General features: G+C 30.0%; 1 protein-coding gene. It reads right to left on the minus strand.

Translation table 11 applies throughout. The features are described from left to right. The coding region (gene tnpA / locus CD172_RS11900) for an IS200/IS605 family transposase (RefSeq protein ID WP_142384439.1) at positions 1-203 on the minus strand (203 nt) is incomplete at both ends.

Below are 203 nucleotides of genomic sequence, written 5' to 3' on the forward strand. Positions count from 1 at the left end.
AACTTCCTATTACCATATTTATATTTCAAATGTGCATGTTTATCAAAAATCATTAAGCTACTCTTACCTTTTAAATATCCTACAAATTGAGAAACACTTAGTTTGGGAGGTATACTCACAAGCATATGAATATGATCTTTACATGCTTCAGCTTCTATGATTTCAACACCTTTTCTTTCACATAGTTGTCTCAGAATTATTCC

The organism is Staphylococcus agnetis (assembly GCF_002901865.1).
GTDB classification, from domain to species: Bacteria; Bacillota; Bacilli; order Staphylococcales; family Staphylococcaceae; genus Staphylococcus; species Staphylococcus agnetis.